The 23197-nt window shown below is 65.9% G+C and carries 22 protein-coding genes and 1 pseudogene; 8 read left to right on the top strand and 15 right to left on the bottom strand.

All coding sequences use genetic code 11. The features are described 5' to 3' along the window. Nucleotides 1-5 precede the first annotated feature (5 nt). On the top strand, nt 6-425 hold the full coding sequence (locus tag AC1DYX_RS07905; protein ID WP_477258024.1) for an STY0301 family protein: 420 nt from the start codon (nt 6-8) through the stop codon (nt 423-425). 37 nt (nt 426-462) lie between these two features. On the opposite strand, the gene AC1DYX_RS07900 is transcribed toward AC1DYX_RS07905, so the two are convergent. After that, nucleotides 463-1794 carry a serine hydrolase domain-containing protein gene (locus AC1DYX_RS07900; RefSeq protein WP_477258022.1) on the bottom strand — a complete coding sequence of 444 codons (1332 nt, stop codon included), beginning with the start codon at nt 1792-1794 and terminating at the stop codon, nt 463-465. Nucleotides 1795-1951: 157 nt separating this feature from the next. On the opposite strand from AC1DYX_RS07900, the gene AC1DYX_RS07895 reads away from it, so the two are divergent. After that, nucleotides 1952-2551, top strand: a complete 600-nt coding sequence (locus AC1DYX_RS07895; protein WP_477258020.1) for a CHRD domain-containing protein — start codon at nt 1952-1954, stop codon at nt 2549-2551. A 160-nt stretch (nt 2552-2711) separates the two neighbouring features. Here the strand turns inward: AC1DYX_RS07895 and AC1DYX_RS07890 are convergent, their stop codons facing one another. Both AC1DYX_RS07890 and AC1DYX_RS07885 read right to left on the bottom strand, forming a co-directional pair. After that, entirely contained in the window at nt 2712-2789 is a 78-nt protein-coding gene (locus AC1DYX_RS07890; RefSeq protein WP_477258039.1) for a PEP-CTERM sorting domain-containing protein, read from the bottom strand. 117 nt (nt 2790-2906) lie between these two features. Then, nucleotides 2907-3593, bottom strand: a pseudogene (locus AC1DYX_RS07885) (esterase-like activity of phytase family protein); the annotation flags it as partial. Between the two features lie 322 nt (nt 3594-3915). On the opposite strand from AC1DYX_RS07885, the gene AC1DYX_RS07880 reads away from it, so the two are divergent. The 4 genes from AC1DYX_RS07880 (at nt 3916) to AC1DYX_RS07865 (ending at nt 8233) form a co-directional block, all read left to right on the top strand. Further along, the gene (locus tag AC1DYX_RS07880) at nt 3916-5769 is read left to right on the top strand and encodes a GGDEF domain-containing protein (protein WP_477258018.1); all 1854 of its coding nucleotides are present in this window, start codon (nt 3916-3918) and stop codon (nt 5767-5769) included. A 67-nt stretch (nt 5770-5836) separates the two neighbouring features. Next, nucleotides 5837-6316 carry an arsenate reductase ArsC gene (locus tag AC1DYX_RS07875; protein ID WP_477258016.1) on the top strand — a complete coding sequence of 160 codons (480 nt, stop codon included), beginning with the start codon at nt 5837-5839 and terminating at the stop codon, nt 6314-6316. Continuing rightward, complete coding sequence (locus AC1DYX_RS07870; RefSeq protein WP_477258014.1) at nt 6313-7026, top strand: aquaporin; 714 nt, start codon at nt 6313-6315, stop codon at nt 7024-7026. Before AC1DYX_RS07875 ends, AC1DYX_RS07870 begins: the two co-directional genes overlap by 4 nt. 16 nt (nt 7027-7042) lie before the next feature. Then, the gene (locus AC1DYX_RS07865; protein WP_477258012.1) at nt 7043-8233 is read left to right on the top strand and encodes an MFS transporter; all 1191 of its coding nucleotides are present in this window, start codon (nt 7043-7045) and stop codon (nt 8231-8233) included. A gap of 7 nt (nt 8234-8240) precedes the next feature. Here AC1DYX_RS07865 and rtcA read toward each other — a convergent pair whose 3' ends face one another. The 4 genes from rtcA to AC1DYX_RS07845 form a co-directional block, all read right to left on the bottom strand. Then, entirely contained in the window at nt 8241-9260 is a 1020-nt protein-coding gene (gene rtcA / locus AC1DYX_RS07860) for an RNA 3'-terminal phosphate cyclase (protein WP_477258010.1), read from the bottom strand. 12 nt (nt 9261-9272) lie between these two features. Continuing rightward, nucleotides 9273-10511 carry an RtcB family protein gene (locus tag AC1DYX_RS07855; RefSeq protein ID WP_477258008.1) on the bottom strand — a complete coding sequence of 413 codons (1239 nt, stop codon included), beginning with the start codon at nt 10509-10511 and terminating at the stop codon, nt 9273-9275. Nucleotides 10512-10696: 185 nt separating this feature from the next. Continuing rightward, complete coding sequence (locus AC1DYX_RS07850) at nt 10697-10921, bottom strand: hypothetical protein (protein ID WP_477258006.1); 225 nt, start codon at nt 10919-10921, stop codon at nt 10697-10699. Between the two features lie 16 nt (nt 10922-10937). Further along, the gene (locus tag AC1DYX_RS07845; RefSeq protein ID WP_477258004.1) at nt 10938-12503 is read right to left on the bottom strand and encodes a vWA domain-containing protein; all 1566 of its coding nucleotides are present in this window, start codon (nt 12501-12503) and stop codon (nt 10938-10940) included. A 192-nt stretch (nt 12504-12695) separates the two neighbouring features. Between AC1DYX_RS07845 and rtcR the strand changes: the two genes are divergently transcribed. Together rtcR and AC1DYX_RS07835 are read left to right on the top strand one after the other, a co-directional pair. Continuing rightward, nucleotides 12696-14309, top strand: a complete 1614-nt coding sequence (gene rtcR / locus AC1DYX_RS07840; RefSeq protein ID WP_477258002.1) for an RNA repair transcriptional activator RtcR — start codon at nt 12696-12698, stop codon at nt 14307-14309. Nucleotides 14310-14450: 141 nt separating this feature from the next. Next, nucleotides 14451-15218, top strand: a complete 768-nt coding sequence (locus tag AC1DYX_RS07835) for a GIN domain-containing protein (protein ID WP_477258000.1) — start codon at nt 14451-14453, stop codon at nt 15216-15218. 124 nt (nt 15219-15342) lie between these two features. Here the strand turns inward: AC1DYX_RS07835 and AC1DYX_RS07830 are convergent, their stop codons facing one another. The 8 genes from AC1DYX_RS07830 to AC1DYX_RS07795 form a co-directional block, all read right to left on the bottom strand. Further along, nucleotides 15343-15666 carry a BON domain-containing protein gene (locus AC1DYX_RS07830; protein ID WP_477257998.1) on the bottom strand — a complete coding sequence of 108 codons (324 nt, stop codon included), beginning with the start codon at nt 15664-15666 and terminating at the stop codon, nt 15343-15345. A gap of 82 nt (nt 15667-15748) precedes the next feature. Further along, the gene (locus AC1DYX_RS07825) at nt 15749-16780 is read right to left on the bottom strand and encodes a LytR C-terminal domain-containing protein (protein WP_477257996.1); all 1032 of its coding nucleotides are present in this window, start codon (nt 16778-16780) and stop codon (nt 15749-15751) included. A gap of 21 nt (nt 16781-16801) precedes the next feature. Then, nucleotides 16802-17743, bottom strand: a complete 942-nt coding sequence (locus AC1DYX_RS07820; protein ID WP_477257994.1) for a type II secretion system F family protein — start codon at nt 17741-17743, stop codon at nt 16802-16804. Between the two features lie 10 nt (nt 17744-17753). Continuing rightward, entirely contained in the window at nt 17754-18731 is a 978-nt protein-coding gene (locus tag AC1DYX_RS07815; protein WP_477257992.1) for a type II secretion system F family protein, read from the bottom strand. 29 nt (nt 18732-18760) lie between these two features. Further along, entirely contained in the window at nt 18761-20104 is a 1344-nt protein-coding gene (locus AC1DYX_RS07810; protein ID WP_477257990.1) for a CpaF family protein, read from the bottom strand. Nucleotides 20105-20123: 19 nt separating this feature from the next. Beyond that, complete coding sequence (locus AC1DYX_RS07805; RefSeq protein WP_477257988.1) at nt 20124-21296, bottom strand: CpaE/TadZ family protein; 1173 nt, start codon at nt 21294-21296, stop codon at nt 20124-20126. A gap of 48 nt (nt 21297-21344) precedes the next feature. Beyond that, entirely contained in the window at nt 21345-21626 is a 282-nt protein-coding gene (locus AC1DYX_RS07800; RefSeq protein ID WP_477257986.1) for a hypothetical protein, read from the bottom strand. Between the two features lie 10 nt (nt 21627-21636). Then, entirely contained in the window at nt 21637-23187 is a 1551-nt protein-coding gene (locus AC1DYX_RS07795) for a type II and III secretion system protein family protein (RefSeq protein WP_477258037.1), read from the bottom strand. Nucleotides 23188-23197: the final 10 nt, after the last annotated feature.

Genomic DNA, 23197 nt, shown 5'->3' with positions numbered 1-23197 from the left:
GACGATTGATCGCAGCAATCATCACGGCCGCTCCCATTCTGGCAGCCGCCACAGCGGAATCGCACTTTACATGTCCGGAGCGCTATCCACTCAAAAATACAGAGCTGGGTAAGGAAGCGCAGCCCGGCCCGGATGCACTGGGGATGGTATCGGGCGGGTTGTTGTTGATTGGCGGCGGGATGATCTCGGGCTCACCCAAAGAAGATGTCAGAGCCGAGTTACGCGGCAGCGACGAGCTGCCCAAAGGGAGCAAGAGCGAGACTCGATTCCCGGCAATTGGGGAGACTTGGGCATCGTGCCTCTACGGGCATGGCGGCGAGGTACAGCTATTCCATCGTGTAGATGGCCCAAGCGTGCGCGAGTGCTCGGTAGTGACGACGCGTCGCAAAGTGGGCGCGCCACAGGTCGAGGTGGTGTGCCGATAAAGGCGCGCAACTGACCGGCGTTGACCGACTATCCCGCTCACGGACCTGCTAGCTGCCCCGCGCGCGCTGGGCACGCGGGCAACGAACGCCTCCCGGCCGCGAACGCCGCCTCGGCGACGGCCTGCAGTTCATCCTGCGTGTCGGGGGCGGCACGATTCGCCATCAGCACCACCCCATACTGCAATGCCGGATAGAACTCCACATAGCTGGACGAGCCGAAGGTGCCGCCCGACATGCGGTATTTCTGCAGGCCGCCTTCGGCGGATACGACCCAGGTCAGTGCCAGTTGCCTGTCGGGCGTGGCCGAGAAGCGGACGCGTTGACTCAATGCTACGGCCTTGGCGTCCGGCTGCAGTTGCAGCATCAGGTAGCGGGCCATGTCCCGTGCGCTGTACCGCAATCCGCCGGCCGGTGCGATAGATTCGCCGGCGAACGCCGGCATCGCGCGGTGACGGTCGTCATAACCCACTGCGCCGTTGCGCTCGGGGACGGCGCCCATCCCGCCACGCATGCCGGCCGGGCGCTCGATACCGGCTGCGAGCGCGGCCGGGAACGGCTGTTCAAACAACCGCGCCACGATGACTCCCAGTAACTGGGCCGCGACATTCGAGTGGCGCGATTCGCTACCCGGTCGGGCCAGCAGACGTATGCCATGCACATCGCGCAGGAAGTCCCGGTCGCCGTAGCCGCGCAGCAGGTCGGATGCCGCAAACACCTGCCGGTCCGCCGGCAACCTGGCCAAAGGCGCCGGATCGGGCAGGTAATCGGGCAGGCCCGAGGTGGTGTCCGCCAGCTGGCCCAGCGTAACAGGCGTGCCGTCGTCCCACTGCAGGTTGGGATACGACTCCGGCAGATAGCGCCGGACATCGTTCTCAAGCCGCGCGCGGCCGTCAACGACCGCCTGCGACAGCAGCAACGCTGTCAGGGTCTTCGAGGCCGATCCGATCTCGAAGACGGTGTCTGCGGTCACCGGACGCCGGGTGCGCCGATCCGCTATGCCAAGGGGCAAAAACGTCGTTTGCCCGCAATGGACCATCGCAATGCTTAATCCATCGGTACGGCCTGCGGCGACCAGGCGCTGTGCACCGGTCTTCAGCTGATTCTTGACACTGACCTCAGGCGACGCGGCGGAAGCAACAGCTGCGAGAGCACCCGCACACACGCCCCACGCAAACAGGCTCGGTCGATTCATCTCGGCACTCCGTGAAATGGAATTACGACCATTCTGCAACATTTGAGCGTGTGATGGCTTGTACGCTGGACCTTCACCGGTCAGCACCGGCAACTGCCTCAGTTGTTCGAGCGAATCGCGGACCTCGTGCGGGGCAAGCCAGCTGGCCGTGACGCTGGCGCCGGTGTTGATGGGCACGGAAGAACGCTTGATAACCACTGGTATCTACCATGTGTCGACCAACTTTACACTTGCGCGCCGCGCTCGGCATCCGAGCAGTATGCATGCCTCTTACAAGCCTTAGGGGCACGTTTTATGCTTAACGGTTAGAACACACATTACGAAAGGAGTCGTCATGAACCGTCTTGCGATCGGCTTGTCTGCTTCCCTGTTTTGTTTGTGCGTCGGGGCCGCGCATGCGACCACGATTCAATACGCGGCAACCCTCAACGGCGCCAACGAAGATCCGGCGAACGCCTCTCCTGCCACCGGTTTTACGACGGTACTCATCGATGACGAGACCAACATGATGACCGTCAAGGCGACTTTTTCCGGTTTGACCGCGCCATCGACAGCATCCCATATCCATTGCTGCACACTGGTCCCGTCCGAGGGCAAGGCCGGCGTCGCTACCGCGCTTCCCACCTTTCCTGACTTCCCGCTTGGCGTTACTTCCGGGAGTTATACGGAGACCTTCGACCTGCTGAGCCTGAGCACCTACAACGCCGGTTTCGTCACCAACCATGGGGGCAGCGTGGAGAGCGCGCGCCAGGCATTCCTGGCTGGCCTCGCATCCGACCAGGCCTACCTGAATATCCATACGACCGCGTTCCCAAGCGGGGAAATCCGCGGCTTTCTCACCGAGGTGCCGGAACCTGGCAGCATCGCGCTGTTCGGCCTTGGCATGATCGGCCTGGCCGCGCTACGGCGCCGGCGTGGGACTGCTCGCCTGTAGACGTCTCTGGATGGTTGCAGCTGGCCGACACGGACCAGCTGCGGCCGGTGGATGTCGACCCATAGCGAAATCAATCGGTCGGCAGCTGTGTTTCCACAGCTCGATATGCTCGCTGACAAATTCGACATCCCGTCGCCATGCACTGAGCCGGCCGGACGACTCAAGTTCGCCGCCGCACGCCTACCGTCAGCAGGCCCATGCCTGCCACTACCAGCGCGATCGACGACGGTTCCGGCACTTCCGCCCCGAATTGCTGGGCCGTGTACGTCGCGCCGACCTTGTTCAAATCCGCATCGCTGATACCGAATACGTAAAACTTGTTATCGCCCGCGCTGGCGCGAACGAAATCATTGTCGTTTGCGACGTAGAGCGTGTGCAGAAGGACGCCGTTGTCGACCACATCCGCGCCGAACGCCAGGCCTTCGATCTTGGCTGGAACCTGTGCGGGCGCGATGCCGTTGGCGCCCAGTACCGCCACCACATCCAGTACGAGGCTTTTCGCCACGGCCCTGGCCGACAGGTCGCCGCTGAGCTTTGTTACGTCCTGCGCGCCATCGAGGTCGATCTTGAAGAACTGCTTGACCCCCGCTTTGGAACCATCGCCCAGACCCTTGCCGTCACGCTCGTCCACAAGGAACTGATGGTCGTTCAGGGCCACGATCTCGCTGACGCCGGAGCCGGTGGTCAGCATGTACGCGTATCCGTGGGTGGCACCGCTGACGATGTCGATCGTCACGACGCGCAGGTTCTTGGCTGCGTCCTGTTCCAGCGGCGCCTGCATGATGCCGACCAAGGCCTTGCCGTCCGGCGTGATCGCCAGTCCTTCCATGCCCTTGTTGGCGACGCGACCGACCGCGTTGCCGCTGATTTCCGTATCGCCCAGCGCGCTCAAGTGGGTGACCGCCAGGTTCGCCGGCAAGGCGTACGAGCGGATGCGTCGACCGGTGGCCCGGTCGATCTGGTCGACATAGGGGCCGTATTCGTCGGACACGAAGATCGACTTGCCGTCTTTCGACACGCGGACGCCTTCCGGGTCGAGGCGCGCGTTGTTCGGGCTGGTCGACGGCTGCGACGGGTCGAAGTTGTCCGAGCGTCCGGAGAAGTAATAATGACCGTCGCTGTTGAGCGCCGGCGTGGCGCCGGCGGCGTAAGCGAGGCATGGAAGTTACCGGCCGATTACCGCGATTTCCATTCGATGACGCGGCATGGTTCGACGCGGGACGACGAAAATTCTACCGCGTCATCAAGATTGACAACGACATAATTGTAGTTAGGAAATTTTTAATGCAAGTCATCAAGCTGTCGAAAATCCGTGTTACCTTGGAGAATTTAGCCCGATTCGGGCCAGGCCTGCACCGGACATCATGCAAGAGCTTCTATCGCGTATCCTCAGGAACAAGGAACTAACGGCGCTGTTCCAACCGATCATTCATTTGCAAAACGGCACGATCCTGGGCTACGAGGGCTTGATCCGCGGCCCCGCCGACACGCCACTGCACGCGCCGCTGGCCTTGCTCGACGCGGCACGAATGTTTGACCTGAGCAACGAGGTCGAAGCCCTGTGCCGGAAAGTCGTTGTCGACACGTTCGTGAAACTCGACCTGCCCGGCCGACTGTTCCTGAACGTCAGCCCGCGCAGCCTGGTCGGTGCCGGCGTGCAGCCGGAAACGGAGCTCGATACCATCCAGTCATGCGGACTGAGCCCGAGCCGTATCGTCATCGAAGTCACGGAGGGTGACCCGATCGTCGACTATGACCGCCTGCGCGCTGTCGCAGGACACTACGGGCGGATGGGGTTCCAGGTCGCGATCGATGATCTCGGCACAGGATTCTCAAGCCTGCGCCTGTGGTCGGAATTGCGCCCCGCCTTCGTCAAGGTCGACATGCATTTCGTGCAGGACATCGATCGCGACAAGGGAAAATTCCAGATCATGCGCTCGATCCAGGACATCGCGCATGCGCTCGGCACGACGGTCATCGCGGAAGGCATCGAGACGCAGTCGGAACTGCTGCTGATCCGCGACCTCGGCATATGCTGCGGCCAGGGTTACCACATCGGACGGCCAGTCGCCTTTCCGAATGCCGTCGTACCGGCGGCGATCGCCTCGTCGCTGACGTTCGAGGGGGTCAGTGTGTTCCCCCAGGAGCGGCCCATCGCACAGGGGACGGCAACGGCGCTGCGGCTGCTGCGCATCGTCCCCCCAGCGACGCCCGCCATGACGAACAACGACATCTTCGACGTCTTCGCGGGCGATCCCGCGCTGGAAGTCATTCCCGTCGTCGATCACCAGGTGCCGGTCGGCCTGATCACGCGGAGGAACCTGGTCGACCGGTTCGCGACGCAATACATCCGCGAACTGCATGGACGAAAGTCCTGCACGATGTTCATGGATCCGAAACCATTCTCGGTCGACCAGAACACCACCTTGCAAGACCTGAGCAAGTCCGTCGTCGAAGCGGAGCGGCACCACCTGTTCAATGGCTTCATCATCACCGACCGCGGCCGCTACCTCGGCATGGGCACCGGACACGACCTCGTGCGCGAGATCACCGCCTTGCAGATCAGCGCGGCACGCTATGCCAATCCCCTCACGGGCTTGCCTGGCAATGTGCCCATCAACGAACACATCGATCGGCTGATCGCGAGCGGCACCCGTTTCGCCGCATGCTACATCGACCTGGACCACTTCAAGCCCTTCAACGACTCATACGGCTACCGCAAGGGCGACGACGTCATCCAGTTGACCGGACGCATCCTCGAGGCGCACGTCGATCCCGCGCGCGACTTCGTGGGGCACATCGGCGGCGACGATTTCCTCGTGCTGTTCCAGAGCGAGGACTGGCAAGAACGCTGCCACGCCATCCTCGCCGCCTTCGCCGCCGGCATCGTCGACCATTTCGATGCGGCCGACCTGCAGCGCGGCGGTTACCTGTGCGAAGACCGCCAGGGCAACAGGGTCATGCACCCGGTGGTGACGCTGTCGCTGGGCCTGGTGAAGGCCGAGCCGGGCCACTTCTGCTCCCACCTGCAGATTGCCGCTGCCGCGAGCGACGCCAAGAAGCAAGCCAAACGGATGCCCGGCAACAGCCTGTTTATCGATCGACGGATGGGGCCGTACGCCGTGCCAGAGACGCGGCTGACCGAGGATGGGGGGGTTTCTCACCGAGAACTGCTGCGGCGGCAATCCCTGCGCTCCGATGAGCAGCCAGACCTGTGAACCGGGCACATCCACCTGCGCGGCCTGAACTGCCGCCGCTCCATTCCTGCTTCAACCGAGACCTGACGTGAACGTACTTTTCCTCTGCACCGGCAATTCCTGCCGCTCGCTCATCAGCGAAGCCGTCTTCAACCATCTGGCGCCCGCCGGCTGGCATGCCATCAGCGCCGGCAGCCAGCCCACCGGCAAGCTGAACGACAAGGCGCTCGCACTGCTGGCCAGCAAAGGCATCCCGACCGAAGGCTATTACAGCAAGTCCTGGGACGACCTGCCCGTGACGCCGGACATCGTGGTGACAGTCTGCGCCAGCGCGGCCGGCGAAACCTGCCCGGCCTATCTCGGCCCGGTGCTGCGTACGCACTGGGGCGTGGACGACCCGAGCCATGTGGTCGGCACCGAGGAAGAGATCGACGCCGCCTTCGAGACCGCCTACGCGATCCTGCGCGCGCGCATCGAAGCCTTCCTGGCCCTGCCCCTCGACGAACTGAAAAACGACAGGGCACGCCTGAAGACGGAGCTGGATCGCATCGGGGAAATCAAGCAATGACATTTGCCAGACGAATCGTCGCCGAGGGTCTCGGCACGGCACTCCTGCTGGCCGTGGTCGTGGGCTCGGGCATCATGGCCGAGCGGCTGGCCGGCGGTAATGTGGCCATCGCCCTGCTGGCCAACGCGATCGCGACCGGCGCAGGCCTCGTGGCGTTGATCCTGATGTTCGGGACGATCTCGGGCGCGCACTTCAACCCGGTCGTCACGCTGTCGGAAGCGTGGCAGAAGAACATGCCCGCATCGGACGTCATCCCTTACATCGTCGCCCAGGTAGTCGGCGCCTTCGCCGGCGTGGCGGCGGCACATCTGATGTTCGACGTCCCGGTCTTCGTCGCGTCGGAGCACGTGCGCACCGGCGCCGCGCAATGGTGGAGCGAATTCGTCGCCACTTTCGGCCTGGTCGCAGTCATCATCGGTTGCTCGCGCAGCCGGCCGGGCGTGACGCCGTTCGCGGTTGCCGCCTACATCACGGCCGCCTACTGGTTCACCTCGTCGACCTCGTTCGCCAACCCCGCGGTGACCCTGGCCCGCAGCGCCACGAATACCTTCGCCGGTATCCGCCCGGCCGATGCGCTCGGCTTCATTGCCGCGCAGTTGCTCGGGGCCGCTGCCGCGACGCCGCTGTTCTGCTGGCTGTATCCGGCGGCGCACCGCGAGGCCTCGGTGGCCGGCACGGTGGCGCAAAGCGACTTCGCCGGCGCGGAATAACCTCGGGAGGTCAAGCATGGCTGAGTCACCATCAAACCTCCCCACACTACGCCAGATCCCCCGTCCGATCTGGATACTCGGCTTCGTCAGCATGCTGATGGACATCTCTTCCGAGATCGTCCACAGCCTGCTCCCGATGTTCCTGGTTACCGGACTCGGTGCCGGCGTGGTGACGATCGGACTCATCGAGGGCCTCGCCGAAGCGGCATCGGCGATCGTCAAGGTGTTCTCGGGCAGCCTCAGCGATTACCTCGGCAACCGGAAGTGGCTCGCTGTCGCGGGCTATGCGCTCGGCGCCGCAAGCAAGCCGTTCTTCGCCATCGCGGCTTCGGCGAATGTCGTCCTGGCGGCCCGTTTCGTCGACCGTGTCGGCAAGGGCATCCGCGGCGCACCGAGGGATGCGCTGGTGGCGGACATCGCCCCGCCCGAATCGCGGGGAGCCGCCTTCGGCCTGCGGCAGTCACTCGATACGGTCGGCGCGCTCACAGGTCCGCTGCTTGCCGTAGGCCTGATGTTCCTGTGGGCGAACGACTACCGGCGCATCTTCTTGATCGCCGTGATACCTGGCGCCCTGGCGGTCCTGCTGCTCGCCCTGGGCGTCAAGGAGCCGCAGAATACGGCTGCATCCAAAGGCATCAACCCACTCAACCGGGCCACTCTTCGGCAACTGTCCGCCGCGTACTGGTGGGTAGTGGCCATCGGCGCAGTGTTCACTCTGGCGCGTTTCAGCGAGGCCTTCCTGGTACTGCGCGCAATGCAGGGAGGCATGAGGCCGGCCCTGGTGCCGCTGGTCATGGTCGCCATGAACGTCGTCTACATGCTGTCCGCCTACCCTTTCGGGAAGCTCGCCGACTCCATGAACCACATGCGCCTGCTCGTCATCGGGCTCGGGTTCCTCGTATCGGCCGACGTGGTGCTGGCCCAGAACAACCATTGGCCGGCAGTGCTGCTCGGGGTGAGCCTGTGGGGCCTGCACATGGGGATGACACAAGGCTTGCTGGCAGTGATGGTTGCCCATACGGCCCCGGCCAACCTGAAGGGAACGGCGTTTGGCTTCTACAATCTCGTCTCGGGTATCGCCATGCTGTTCGCCAGTCTCGTTGCCGGGATGCTCTGGGAGCGGTTCGGGGCTGCAGCAACCTTTTATTCGGGCGCCGCGCTCAGCGTGGTTGCCGCCGTGCTGATCATGGGCCGCGGCCGCCGGTAAAAGCGCCTCAGCGCGCCRCCACCGTGCAGCTGTCCACCCCATCCTGCCGGGCAAACTGGAAGCGTACGGGCAGGAAGGTTTCGATCACCTGCGCGTTGGTCCGCGCATGCATCGACACCTCGTCCAGCGTGAAGCCGCCGGCGCCCGCGAGTGCGAGCGGCAACATCATCTGGTCGGCCAGGTATTCGGCGAACGCCGCCTGCGACGTCAGGTACTGGCGCGCGCGCTGCACCACCTGGCGCGCCACCTGCTCGGACGAGACGGATTTCTCGCCGAACGCCGTGAAGACCTCGGTCGCGTGCTCGTGCTCGAAGGTCAGCATCAGCGCATTGCCCGGCCCCTGGTCGGCGGGCAGGCCGCGCACCCGCAACTGCTCCTCGCTCCAGTTCATCGCGTTGCCCACGCATTCCAGCTCGCGCTGCGCGACCCGTCCCGGTATGCCGGCCACGAAGGCTTCCGCATACGCGCCACGGCGCGCGCCGCGCGTCATCCACGTGCGCGGCTGCAGCTCGGCGCAGGGTTCGACCCGGGCCTCGACCACGCCGCCGCCGGCCGGATAGAAGCCGAAGCGTTCCAGGCGGATGTCGATGTGCGCACCCATCTCGGCCAGGCGCGGGCACCAGGCACGCTGCAGGAATTGCGCCGGCGGCGCCATCGGATTGTGCGTGCCGCCCGCCAGCTTCAGGGTCGACGGCTTGTCCGCCTTGAGCAGGGCCGGCAGCACGGTCTGCAGCACCAGCGTGCAGCTGCCGGCCGTGCCGATCGCGAACGCATAATCGCCGCCTGCGACCCGGCCCGGGATGAACGTCAGTTCCTGGCTGCCGAGCATGGCACCGGTCGCATCGCCGCCGCATACCTGCAGTGCCGCCTGCACGGCCACGAGGTGCTGGCGCATCAGGCCCGGCTTGGCGCGGTTGGCGCGGATATTCCGGATGCGGAAGGGCTGCCCCGTGATCATGGCCAGGGTCAGCGCGCTGCGCAGGATCTGGCCGCCGCCCTCGCCGGCCGCGCCATCAAGTTCGATCATTTGTTGGTCCTTTCATCCCTTCACGCAGACGACCTGCTTCAGGGTGTGCACGACCTCCACGAGGTCGCTCTGTGCCTGCATCACCGCGTCGATGTCCTTGTAGGCCATCGGGATCTCGTCGATGACGCCGGCGTCCTTGCGGCATTCCACGCCCTCGGTGGCGCGCACCTGGTCCTCGACCGAGTAACGGCGCTTGGCCTCGGTGCGGCTCATCGTGCGGCCGGCGCCGTGGCTGCAACTGTGGAAGCTCTCCGGGTTGCCCTTGCCGCGCACGATGTAGCTCCGGGCGCCCATCGAGCCCGGAATGATACCGAGTTCGCCCTCGCGTGCCGACACCGCGCCCTTGCGCGTGACCAGCACGTCCTTGCCGAAGTGGTGTTCCTTCTGCACGTAGTTGTGGTGGCAGTTCACCGCTTCCACGTGCGTCTCGAACGGCTTCGTGATCACCGTGCGCACGGCCGCGATCAGGTTCAGCATCATCACTTCGCGGTTCATGCGCGCGAACTTCTGCGCCCAGCCGACGGCTTCCACGTAGTCGTCGTAGTGCTGCGTCCCTTCCGGCAGGTAGGCGAGATCCTGGTCCGGCAGGTTGATGAAGTGGGTGCGCATGTCCTGCTTGGCCAGTTCGATGAAATGCGTACCGATCGCATTGCCCACGCCGCGCGAACCGGAGTGCAGCATGAACCACACGAAGCCCTGCTCGTCCAGGCAAATCTCGATGAAGTGATTGCCGGTGCCCAGCGTGCCCAGGTGCTTGTAGTTGTTCGTGTTCTTCAGCCGCGGCGTCTTCTGGCAGATGACGTCGAATTCATCCTTCAGCGCCATCCACGCCTGGTCGACCGGCTGCGGCGGCGTGTCCCACGATCCCTTGTCGCGGCCTTTGAAGCCGCGTGTCTTGGGCGACATCCCGTGCGGCACGGCGCGCTCGATCGCGCTGCGCAGCGGCCCCAGGTTGTCGGGCAGGTCGTTCGCACTCAGCGTCGTCTTGGCGGCCATCATGCCGCAGCCGATGTCGACGCCGACCGCGGCCGGGATCACGGCGCCCAGGGTCGGGATCACGCTGCCGATGGTCGAACCTTTACCCAGGTGGACGTCGGGCATCGCCGCCATGTGCTTGTAAATGAACGGCATGCGCGCCGTGTTGGCCAGCTGGCGCTTGGCATCGTCTTCGACCGGGACGCCGCGCGTCCACATCTTGACCGGGCGGCCACCTTCCACGTTCAGCACATCGTAGTGTTCATGTTTCGTCATTGCATACTCTCTTTCAAAATAGGTGGCGACAAGTGGGGTGAAACGGTGCACGGGATCCGTGCGGTGCTCTGGGCCGCTGAGCTACGGCGGCACTGATCTGCCGCCGGCGGGATTCGAACCCGCGTCCTCCTCGTGAGTAGCGATGTAGTTCCACCAGCATTCGCCAAAATCTGTACTGCCTCTGTTCAAGTCCCGACGAGGGTGGACAGGACGTTCTGCCAGACGCGTTGCGCCTGCCAGGCCGGAGTCGAACCGGCGTCATCCAATGTAGTCCTGTCCGTATTCGGGAAAACCTTCACCTGGGCGGTCACGCCTTGCGCGTCGATGCACACCGACAGCGCCTGCGGCCTGCCGCCCCTTCCCTTACTGCTCCGTGCGCCGGCGGTGCCGACGCTGATTGTCCATCCCATCATCGTCTCCTTCCATTCACAGCGCAATCGATTCGATCTCGCCGACCCAGTGACCGGCGGCCAGCTGTCCCGCCGCGAACGCGGCCAGGATGTCGAATACCGCATCCGAAAAACCGCCCACGTTCAGCACGTCGGCGTCTTCCGCCGCCTGCACCGTCCCATGCGGCGTGATGTCGATGCACGCCAGCTTCGCGGCCGGGTTGTGTTGCTTGAAGCGCCGCCATTCATTCAGCGTCGCGGTCGCGCGGCCGCCGCGGCGGGCATCGATCCACGATTCGTTGTCGGACACGAACACGACGACATCGGCCCGTACCTGCTGGCGGTTCAGCCAGGCCAGCGGCGCGCTGCAATTGGTCCCGCCGCCGCCGATCGCCGCCAGTCGTTCGGCGTTGTGCATGACGGTGGCGTCCTCGTCGAGCACGACCCCGACCACGTCCTGCTCGAACGGCAGCACGACGGTGCCGGGATTCCGGCGCGCCAGCGCCGCCGCCACGAGCGCCGCCACGTCGATGCAACGCACCTGGCTGGTCGCGCCGCGGCGCCAGCCGGTCACCGGGCCCGACATCGAACCCGACACGTCCGGACACACGACGACCCGCGCCGCCAGCTGCGGCACATTGGCCAGCGCGGTCTCGAGCGCATCCGCCAGCGCCGCGCGCACCGGCGCGGGCAGGTCCACGCCCGCGCGGCATGCCGCCATCAGCTGGTAGGGCAGGACCCGCGCCCGGGCGATCGCCTGCGGATCGCGCAACCGTGCCGCGATCGCRTCCGTCATGCCGGGCAGCTCGAACACGCCATGGCGCGCGAACGTATTCAGGTTCATGCGCAACATGTGCCAGCCGCCGCGCAGCGCAAGCGCCGCCCAGTCCGCGGCCGCCAGGTCGAGGGCCGTCAGCATCTGGAACGGCACCTCCGGCAGCGCGCCGCGCTCGCGCTTGTACGTCTCGCGCTTGTAGGTCTCGAAATGGCGCACGGACTGCGGCAGCGCGTTGGCGTCGTACGGCTTGCCGACGAGCCAGGCGAAGAACGCGGTACGCCATGCCTCCGCCGGGCGCGGGTGGACCATCTTGACGATGTCCGCCAGCGAAGGCGCATTGCCCACGGCCGCGGCCAGCAGGGTCTTCTCGTCGGCCGTGTTCAGCCAGCGCTGCACGAGTTTCTTCGGCCGCGTGCCGAGCGACTTCCGACCGGTGACACCCGACCGGACGATCTGCACGAAGTTGCGCACCATGCGGCCGTTGTCGATCACGCGTTCGAACACCGGCGTCAGCTCCGGCGCGCCGCGCGCGGCGAGGACGGCCGCCAGCAGGGCCGGCATGTCCTTCATGTAGCCACGTTCGCGGGCATAGATGGCGGCCTGCGCGATGAAGCGCGCATCGACGTCGCGGCCGAGTTCCAGCACGGTCGCCAGCTGGTCGCCGGCATCGGCGTAATAAGTGTCGTTCAGGCAGCCCGTCGCCGCATACTGCGCCAGCCGGTGTTGCGGCGGCAGCAGGTAAGCCGGTGCGCCCTCGGCATTGCGCGCGTCCGCCGGCGGCAGCAGCTTGCCCGGCAGGGTCTGGAACAGGTTCGGGTTGGCCATGATCGCGTCCTTGTTATCGTTGTTGGTGTTCCTCTTCTTTTGCAATCGGCGTGCCAGGTCTGCCGTTCCATGTTGAGTATTCGACAAGTACCTGATTCTCTTGGATTTTTCTGCGAGCACTATTCATATGGCCGTCGGCATGCCAGAATGAAAACACATCGTGTTTATCTAAATTTATAAAGTTTTATAAGAATGAAAAAGAAGAATACGGTCGTGATCGGCTTCGTCGGCACCCAGCTCGACGGCGGCAAGGGCAGCGGACGCTGGGAAAAATGGCGCCCGAGCGTGGCGTTGACCCAGCACGAGGACGTCGTCATCGACCGTTTCGAACTGCTGTTCAACGGCAGCCATGACGGCATCGTCGACCAGGTCGTGGCCGACATCGCGGCAGTGTCGCCGGAAACGCGGGTCACGCCGCGCCGGCTGGACATCGCCGATCCGTGGGACTTCGAACAGGTCTATGGCGCGCTGTTCGATTTCGCCCGCGCCTACCCGTTCGACCCGGACCACGAGGAATACTGGATCCACATCACGACGGGCACGCACGTGGTCCAGATCTGCATGTTCCTGATGACGGAGGCCCTGTATTTCCCCGGCCGGCTGCTGCAGACGTCGCCGCCGCGCCGCCATACGTCCGGCGAACCCGGCACGTTCGCGCTGATCGATCTCGACCTGTCCAAGTACGACCAGATCGCCCAGCGTTTTTCGCGCGAGCAGCAGGAGGCCGTCGTTTTCCTGAAATCCGGCATCGCCACCCGCAATGCCCGTTTCAACGGCATGATCGACGAGATCGAGCGCGTCGCCGTCAAATCCAGGGCGCCGATCCTGCTGATGGGGCCGACCGGCGCCGGCAAGTCGTTCCTCGCGCGCCGGCTGTACGAGCTCAAGAAGGCGCGCCGCCAGGTCGATGGCCGCTTTGTCGAGATCAATTGCGCGACATTGCATGGCGACGGGGCCGGGTCCACCCTGTTCGGCCACATCAAGGGGGCGTTCACGGGCGCCGTCTCCCCGCGCGCCGGCCTGCTGCGCAGCGCCGACCAGGGCTTGCTGTTCCTCGACGAGATCGGCGAACTGGGCCTGGACGAGCAGGCCATGCTGCTCAAGGCGGTCGAAGAAAAGCGCTTCCTGCCCGTCGGTGGCGACCACGAGGTGCACAGCGATTTCCAGCTGATCGCCGGCACCAACCGCGACCTGGCGCGCGAGGTGGCCGCCGGACGCTTCCGCGAAGATCTGTTCGCCAGGATCAATCTGTGGACGTATGAGCTGCCGGGCCTCGTCGAACGCAGCGAGGACATCGAACCGAACATCGATTACCTGCTGCGCGAGTTCGGCGCGGAACATGGGCAGATGGTGCGCTTCAACAAGGAGGCGCGCGACCGCTACATGCGCTTTGCGATGTCGCACGAGGCGCGCTGGACGGGGAACTTCCGCGACCTGTCCGCCTCGGTCACGCGCATGGCCACCCTGGCCGAATCGGGGCGCATCAACGACGCCATCGTCGACGGCGAGGTCGCGCGCCTGCGCCAGCTCTGGCGGCCCGTGCGCGCGGCGTCCGCCGATCCGGCCACGGCGCCCGCCGACCTGGACAACCTGCTCGGCACGGACGCGGCGGCGCAGCTCGACCCGTTCGACGCGCTGCAGCTGGCGGCCGTGGTACGGGTCTGCCGCGCATCGAAATCGCTGTCGGATGCCGGCCGCATGCTGTTCGCCGTGTCGCGCCTGGCCAAGCGCCAGCCCAACGATGCCGACCGCCTCAAGAAATACCTGGCCCGGTTCGATCTGTCCTGGGATGACGTGCAAGCCTGACACTGTTCAAACCCGAGATGGGGCGGCCTTTTCGCGGCCTGTACCGTCAATGCTGCATTCCGTCGCAATCGCCGGGCTCCGTCAATGATCGATGTCTATAGTTCTTCCAACAGATCATCAAGATCATCATCGGAGACAGACATGAACAAACTGATCAAAAGCGCCCTGCTCGCCACCACCCTGGCCATCGGCGCGCATGCAGCCGTGGCCGACGACCTCGTCCGCGAAAACCGCAATGTGGATGCCAATGTGGCCAAGGTGCGCCTGGGCGGCGTGATCCGGCTGAATCTGCGCCAGGGGCCGACGCCGTCGCTCGTCGTGTCCGGCGACCGTCGTTATGTGACAAAAGTGACGACGACGCAGCGCGGCGACACGCTCGTCATCGACATGGAAAACAATACCCGTTTCGAAGGCAACGGCAAGAACGAGTTGCGCGCCGATCTCACCGTGCCGAACCTGCAGGAGTTCGTGTCGCAAGGCGTCGGTTCGAGCGAGGTCTCCGGCTTCAGCGGCGACAAGCTGAAGCTGGCCCTGGATGGCGCCGGCGCCGTGCGCTTCACTGGACAATATCGCGACGTCGACGCGCGCCTGGGCGGCGTCGGCGGACTCACGCTGAACCCTGGCCAGGCCGAGCGCATCGAACTGCACCTGGGCGGCGCCGGCCATATCACCGTGGCCGGCCAGACGAAACTGTTGCGCGCGCAACTGGGCGGCGTCGGCGGTCTGGACGCGCAGCAATTGCGCGCGGAAACGGTCGACCTGGATATGACCGGCCTCGGCGGCGCCAGCGTGTACGCGAAGACCGCGGCCAACGTCAACCTGAGCGGCATGGGCTCGGCCACCGTCTACGGCAAGCCGGCCACGCGCAATGCGACGACGAATGGCTTTGGCAAGGTCAGCTGGCAATAAGAAACTATCTCGACAGGCGCGAACTGGTAGGGTGGGCATTTGGGGCCGGGGGCCCCAAATGAAACGTGCCCACCCTACCGAGATAGGCTCAGAGCGACCTGCAATGCGGCGCGCCGCGTTGCGCTCAGCGGATCACGGTGTCGTTCTTGACCGATTGCACGCCCTTCACGCTGCGCGCGATTTCCACAGCCCTCTGCGCGGATTCACGCGAATCGACGAAGCCGCTCAGCTGTACCGTTCCCTTGAACGTTTCCACCTGCACCTGGGTTGCCTTGACCATCGGGTCGGCGGCAAAAGCGGCTTTCACTTTACCTGTGATCACGGAATCGTCGATGTATTCGCCCGTGCCCTCGCGGGTCGGCGTCGGGGCGCAGGCTGCGAGCGAGACCAGCAGCGACGTTGCGAGGACGGACTGAGCAATAGCGGACTGGAAACGAGTGAGCTTCATGGCACATCTCCCGAGTTATCAAGAATCTTATTATTCCGAATTTCGGTAGAGTCTGGCGCCCGCTACTGTGGTGAAACTGACATTATCGAGCGGCAATGCGCTGGAACGGCAGGTCGTGGCCGATGACGAGGCGCACGTCGGCATGGCCATCCATGGCGACTTCGACCGGATCGCCGCTGCCGACCTGCCGGGCCAGGCGCTGCGCCGTCGCGCGGAAGGCCGGCAGGTATTCGACGCGCGTCTGGCGCACCCCGAAGCCCTTCTCGTTGGTCAGGCGCACCACCTTGAGCGCGGGATCGCGCAACTGGCGCGACACCATGTGCGCCAGGCCCGGGCGGCCGTCGCCATTGCTGATCTCGAGCCGGGCCACGGGTTCGGCGGGCGCCGCCGGCGTCACGGGTTCGACGCGCACTGCGCCGCCGGTCGGCGGCAGGCGGCGTAGCTCGAGCATGCCACTGTCCCGGCGCACCACTTCGACACTGCCCCACACCTCGTCGGCGCGCTGGTCGGACCGAACCGCCTGCTCGATGGCCGGCAGCCGCGTGCCGCCGTTCGCCGTCGCGTAATCGGCGCGGAAATCGTGCGCGCGCAAGGCCTCGGCCTGGCGCAGCATCTGCTGGCCACGCTCTTCCTGGCCCAGCTTGATCAGCGCCTCGCCCAGGTATTGCCAGGTGCGCTGGTTGAGCGGATCGAGCAGGCAGGCTTTTTCGAGCGCGACCTGGGCGCCGTCCGCATCGCCGCTGAGCAGATAGGCGTACCCCAGGTTGGCAAACAGGAAGGCGGATGCCGGACCGGATGCCATCGAGGCATCGCGCGTCAGGTCGCGCCAGATCGGGATCGCGTGCGCAAAATCGCGCCGTTCGGCATAGGCGATCGCCAGTCCGTTGCGGGCGTTGACGTGCCTGCTGTCGATGCGCAGCGCATCCTCGTAGGCGGCGATCGCTTCATCGTAGCGGCGCGCGAGATACAGGTTGCGGCCGCGCAGGTAACTGTCGTCCGCCGCCGCAAACACAGGCGCGGCGACATCCTGCCGCCACGGCGCACTGCTGCAGGCCAGCAGCAGCGCGCTGCTGCACAACACGGGCACGAGATGAAGCGGAATACGGGGGCGCATGAGAATCTCCGTGGATCAATTTCAATTGGAACCGCTCAGGGCGGTGCCGAAGAACTTGGTGATCTGGATGCCGGCCGGGCCGAGCAGCACCATCAACAAGGTCGGGAAGATGCAAAAGATGAGGGGGAACAGCAGTTTCAGGCCGATCTTGGCGGCGGCCTCTTCCGCCACGATGCGGCGCTTGCCGCGCAGCGATTCCGAATACACGCGCAACGCGTCGCCGATGCTGGTGCCGAAGCGCTCGGACTGGATCAGCATGGCGACGAGCGAATCGATGTCGTCCAGGCCGACGCGCAGCGCAAAATTGCGCAAGGCCTTTTCCTTGCTGAAGCCGGCGCGCGTTTCCATCAGCACCAGTTGCAGCTCCTGGGCCAGGGTCACGCTCTTGATGTGGATCTCGGCGGCGACCTTGGAAAACGCACGCTCGAGGCTCAGGCCGGCCTCCACGCACACCGTGAGCAGGTCGAGCGCGTCGGGGACGTTCTCGAAGATGTCGCGCTTGCGGCGCCGGATCACGCGGTTGAGGATCGCGTTGGGCAGGTAGTAGCCGCACGTTGCCGCGAACAGCAGCAGGAACATCGTACTGAAACCGGCGAGCGTGGCGGGCACGAAGGCCAGCACGAGGCCGACGAGCGCGGGCAGGCTCAATGCCAGGACCGTCTTGGATGCGAAATACAGGGTCGGCGCGGCCGGGTTGCGCCAGCCCGCGTTCATGAAACGCGTGCGCAGCGCCGACTTTTCCCAGCCCTCGTCCGGCACCGACAGCCGGGTCAGGGGCCTGGCCGCGTGCGCCACGCGTTCGACCCAGCCGTTGCGCTCCGCCTGGCCATCGTCCCTGTGCCCCATGAAGCTCGCCAGCCGGGCACGCAGCGCGGCGGGCGCGAACAGCACCGCCGCAAGCCAGCCGAGGCAGCACACGACCACGAAGACGACCAACAGGAACAGCAGCTGTGCTTGAGTCATCGATGTCTCCTCAGATGTGGATGCGGATCACCTTCTTCAGCCAGATCACGCCGATGATGATCATCACCAGCGCGGTCCAGAGCATCCTGACGCCCAGCGGATCGGTCCACAGGGCCGAAACGTATGTGGGGTTGACCAGCACCAGCATCCCGCCCACGGCGAACGGCAGCAGCCCGAGGATCCATGCCGACATGCGTCCCTCGGCCGACAGCACGCGCACCTGCGCCGCCAGCCGCAGGCGGCCGCGGATGATGTGGCCGATGTTGCTGAGGATTTCGGCCAGGTTGCCGCCCGTCTCGCGCTGGATCAGGATGGCGATGACGAGGTAGCGCAGGTCGGTCAGCGGGATGCGCGACGCCATGTTGTGCAGCGCTTCGCCCAGCGGCACGCCGTAATTGATTTCTTCGCGCGCGATGCGGAATTCGCCGCTGAGCGGCTCGGGCAGTTCGTTGCCGACGATTTGCAGCACGTTCGAGAACGAGTGACCCGCACGCAGCGCGCGCGCGATGAAGTCGGCCGCGTCGGGCAACTGTTCCTCGATGCGCGCAAGGCGGCGCACGCGGGCACGGCGCACCAGCAGCAAGGGCAGGTGGGCGAACAGCAGGACGATGCCGACGCAGACCGGCAGCGGCAACGCCCATTGCAGCACGAGGTAGACCGCCGCCGCCGCCATCGCGCCGGAGCACAGCAGGAAGCGTTCGACCGACCACGCCATGCCGGCCTGCAGCAGCAGCCGGTCGATGCGGTGCGCGAAGCGCCGGCGCTGCAGCAGGCGGTCGACCACGTCGTGCCGGCCGAAGCGGCGCAGCTTCAGGATCGAGATGCGTTCGGCGCCGCGGCCCTGGTTCCCCGACATCAGCTGCAGCCGGCGCGCGATGCGCTGGGCACCCGCGCCGTGCGTGCTGATCCACCACAAGTAAACGCCCTCGATGCCGAGGATGACGGCGGCGAACAGGAAGACGATGAAGCCGTAGAAGAGGATGTCCATGCGAGACTCTTGCGCGATATGCGTGCGGTTCAGGTGAACACGCGGTCGGGATCGAAGGTGTCCTCGGGGACGGCCGCGCCGAACATGCGCAGGCGGTCGGCGAAGCGCGGCCGCACGCCGGTGGCGCAGAAATGGCCCTGCACCTTGCCGTCCGCGTCGATGCCCGTCTGCTCGAAGCGGAAGATCTCCTGCATCGAAATGACGTCGCCTTCCATGCCCGTGATCTCCTGCATGCTGACGACCTTGCGCGTGCCGTCGGCCAGGCGCGAGGCCTGCAGGATCACCGTGATGGCGGACGCGATCTGCTGGCGGATGGCGCGCGGCGTCAGGCTCACGCCGGCCATGCCGACCATGTTTTCCAGGCGCGCGAGCGCGTCGCGCGGCGTGTTCGCGTGGATCGTCGCGAGCGAGCCTTCGTGGCCCGTGTTCATCGCCTGCAGCATGTCCAGCGCTTCCGGTCCGCGCACCTCGCCCAGGATGATGCGGTCGGGGCGCATGCGCAGCGAGTTGCGCACGAGCGCGCGCTGCGTCACCTCGCCCTTGCCTTCGATGTTCGGCGGGCGCGTCTCGAGGCGCACGACGTGCGGCTGGCGCAGCTGGAGTTCGGCCGCGTCCTCGATCGTGACGATCCGTTCGTTGCCGGGGATGAAGCCGGAGATCAGGTTCAGCATCGTCGTCTTGCCGCTGCCGGTGCCGCCCGAGATCAGGATGTTCACCTTGGCCAGGCCCAGGCTCTCGAGCACCTTGATCATCGGCGGCGTGACGCTCTTGTAGTCGAGCAGGTTCTGCACCGTGAGCGGCGTCGCGCCGAAGCGGCGGATCGACACGAGCGGGCCGTCGACCGCGAGCGGCGGGATGATCGCGTTGACGCGCGAGCCGTCCGGCAGGCGCGCGTCGACCATCGGGCTCGACTCGTCCACGCGGCGGCCGACGCGCGAGACGATCTTCTCGATGATCTTCATGAGGTGGGCGTTGTCGTGGAACGTCACGTCGGTCAGTTCCAGGCGGCCGCGCCGCTCGACGTACACCTTGTTATAGGTGTTGACGAGGATGTCCGAGATGCCCGGGTCGTTCAGCAGCGGCTCAAGCGGGCCGAAGCCGAGCATCTCGTGCTGGATGTCGAGCACCAGATGGTGGCGCTCCTGCTGGTTCAGCACGATGCGCTCTTCCTCGATGATGCGCTGGACCAGCAGCGCCAGCTCGTGCTTGAACTGTTCGCTCGTCAGGCGCTTCAGGCGCTCCAGGTCGATCCGGTCGAGGATCATCTGGTGCATCGACTTCTTGAGCTCCTGGTAGGCTTGTTGCGCCGCGGCCGGTACCGGCTGGTATTGGCGCTCCTCGTCCGTCACGGACAGGCGTTCGCGCAGGGACATGGGATGGCTCCTTGAAAGATCAATCGTCTTCGCCGCGCCCGAACAGGCGGTCGAACAGGCCCTTGGCCTCGGGGATGCGGCGCGCGGTCACCAGCTCGACCAGGTCGGCCAGGCTGCGCGCGGCGGCGCTGCCGCGCGACAGCTGCAGCACCGGAATGCCCTGGTTGACGGAGTCGGTGACGGCGATGTAATCGTTGGGAACGGTGTGCATCACTTCCGCGCCCAGCGCCGCGTGCAAATCCTGCAGGCGCAGCTTGCCGCCCTTTTCGTAGCGGTTGACGATCAGGCCGATGTGATCGGTCACGTAGCCGAGCGAGCGGAAGATGTCGAGCAGGCGGCGGGCGTCGCGGATGTCCGGCAGCGCCAGCTGCAGCACGGGATAGATCGCGTCCGTGGTGTCGAGCGCGCGCAGCGACACCGCGTCGATCTGGCGCCCGACGTCGAGCAGGATGTAGTCGTAGTGCTGGCGCGCGACGCGCAGGATCGTGTCGATGTGTTCGGGCTTGGCCTCGACGGTCTGGCCCGGATCGTCGGCTGCCGCCAGTACCCCGAAACCGGGCGCCACGTGCACGAGGCACGATTCCAGGAACGGGCCGTCGATGCGGGCGATCTGCTGGCATACGTCGGACAGCGTCATGGCCGGCTTCTGGTCCGAGACGTACAGCGTGGCGTCGCCGAACTGGCGATGCAGGTCGATCAGCAGCACCTTCTTGTCCGCCAGCGTGGCCAGCGCGTAGCCGAAATTGGTGGAGATGAACGTGGCGCCGCTGCCGCCCTTGCAGGCGATGAATGCGAGTATCTTCCCGTCGCGCACGTCGGTTGCGCCGGCGCTGGCCGCGATGCGGTCGATCGCCTCGTGCAGCGCGCGGTGCACCAGCGGCAGCTGCAGCACTTCGCGCACGCCGGCGCGCATGGCGCGGATCAGGAGCTCGGGATGGTGGTTATCGGTCAGCAGCATGAAATGCGCGGCCGCGTAATGGCGGGTCAGGCGCTCCAGCAGATCGCCGTCGGCGGCGTCGGCGTCGGTGATGTCGACGATGATCAGGCCCGGCGCATCGGACAGCGGACGGTCGAGCGCATCACGCAGGCTGGCGCGGCTGGCCGCGACGTTCAACGGCGGCACGCGCGCTGCGCCTTGGGAGGCGATCTCCGCGTAAAGCTGGGTATCGCGGCTGATCAGCAGGGCTTTCATCGGCTTCCTCGGAACGGCATTCGATAAGATTCATGTCGGGACGGCGCGTCACTTGCTGCCCACCCCGTTGATGACCAGTCCGCGGATGGGTTTTTCCGGTTCCTTGAACGATTCCTGGTAGCGTCCGTGCGCGATGGCGGCGGCGCCGCCCTCCATGCCGGCGGCGGGATTCGTGTTCGCGGCGGCGGCCGGATCGAGTACCTGCGCCGCCACGTTGGCGCGCACGGACGTGCCGAACTGCTCGTTGAAGCGCGGGGTCGTGCCGCATCCGCACAGCAGCATGCCGGCCAGCGCCGTGCACACCGTACACACCATTCGCCTGGATCGCATGGTCTCTCTCCTATTTCAGTTCGAAGCCGCCCGCGCTCTGCGTCGGGGGTGTGGCCGGCGCGGAGACCGAGGCGGCCGTCGTCGTCGCCGGCGGCGGTCCTTCCAGTTGCCCGCCCAGCATCAGGGYGGCGCGCGACGGCTCGCCCACCTTGTCGGTGGGGAGCTGGTAGCCGTTGCCGGACAAGGGCTTGACCAGGTGGGCCGTGATCACGAACACCAGTTCCGTGCGGTCCTGCTGGTAATCGGTGCTGCGGAACAGGGCGCCCAGCACGGGCAGTTCACCCAGCAACGGTATACCTTTCAGGTTGGCGACCAGGTTGCTCTTGATCAGGCCGCCGATCGCGAAACTCTGGCCGTCGTACAGCTGCACCGTGGTGGTGGCGCGGCGCGTCGTCACGACCGGCATGACGGCCGTGCCGGAAAAGCCGGTGACCGAAATGCCGATGCCTTCGCGCGACAGTTCCGACACCTCGGGCGCGACGCGCAGGTTGATGCGGCCGCCGCCCAGCACCGTCGGGGTGAAGCGCAGGCCGACGCCGAATTCCTTCTCTTCCAGCGTGACGCGGTTGTTGTCCTGGGCGACCGGAATATAAAACTTGCCGCCCACGAGGAAGGTGCCTTCCTGGCCGCTGATCGCCATCACGTTCGGCTCGGCGAGCACGCGCACCAGTCCATCCTGCTTCTCGGCCGCGCCGGTCAGCATACGGCCGGCGCCCTTCGTCGCCTGGAGCGAGGCGTTGGCCGTGCCGCTGATGAAGTTCGACAGCAAGGTGGCGCCCCAGCTGCCGGAACCGAAGCGCCAGGTGACGCCGGCTTCGAGGCGGTCGAGCAGGGTCTTCGACACCTCGGCGATCTTGACTTCCAGCTGGACCTGCTGGGGCGCGCGCACGGCCAGCATGTTGACCACCCGCGCCGTGGCCGCCGCCGCGCCGCCCTGGTTCTGGCCTTCGCGCTGGTTCTGGCTGGTGGCATCTTCCTTGTCGGGGACCGTCAGCGCGCGCAGCGGGCGCCGCACGTAGGCGCTGGCCAGTTCGACGGCGCGCGCCGCGGCCGTGGCATCGCTCACGGTGCCGGTCAGCACGAGGGCGTCGGCGGCGGCCAGCACCTTGATGTCGTTCTCCTCCGGCAGGGCGGCGGCCAAGGTCGCCTGCAGGGCCGACGGGTCCATCGCGACAGTGATGTCGAGCACGCTGCACAGGCCGCTTCTGCCCTGGATGATCATATTGGTCGTCCCGACGTCGACGCCGGCGATGTACAGCGTATCGGGCGCCACCATCAGGGCTTGCACGACGAGCGGGTTGCCGACGCTGCGGTGCTGTACAGGCTCGGGCAGGCGCATCAGGCTGGACTTGCCCACCTGCAGGGACAACTGGGCCGGCCGCGCGGCCTCGCCCTTGCAATTGGGACCGGCCTCGGCACGCGCCGGCGCGGCGTCGGCCGGCGCGTCCGCCGCCTGGGCTCTTGATTTCGCGGCCGCGCCCGCGGGTCCGGCGGCCGCCAGCACCAGGCCGGCGGCGAACAGGCAGCGAAACAGCGGTGATGGCGTCGAGCATGCGTTCATGGCTATACCC

Source organism: Massilia sp. P2_C2, from assembly GCF_056404615.1.
This window is presented reverse-complemented; position numbering and strand designations above follow the sequence as displayed.